This is a genomic window from Pseudonocardia sp. EV170527-09 (assembly GCF_008369905.1).
Taxonomy (GTDB): domain Bacteria; phylum Actinomycetota; class Actinomycetes; order Mycobacteriales; family Pseudonocardiaceae; genus Pseudonocardia.
In genome coordinates, this window is record NZ_VRMC01000531.1 from 1 (window position 1) to 258 (window position 258).

At 70.9% G+C, this 258-nt stretch carries 1 protein-coding gene; it reads left to right on the plus strand.

Annotated features, from left to right (window positions below):
* A partial coding sequence (locus FVA95_RS32425; RefSeq protein ID WP_205016088.1) for a hypothetical protein occupies positions 1-258 on the plus strand: 258 nt, incomplete at both ends.

Here is a 258-nt window from a genome sequence, read left to right on the forward strand (position 1 = left end):
GCGCCCGAAGCTGCAGCGACTCGTCGCCGACGGCGATCTGGCCCGCGTCGTCGCGGTCAAGCTGCGCCGCCGGTGGTTGCGTCGCTGCTTCCGCCGTCGCACGGCCTGGCACGTGTGCACTGAGACGATCTACCGCGCCGTCTACGACGGCCACCTCTCGCCGCGCAGCCGACAATCACCTGCGCGAGATGTTCTGGGGCGCCGACGGCAGGTTCAACGCTCTGAGCTGCTGCGTACCGGCCGCACCTACCGTCGCCG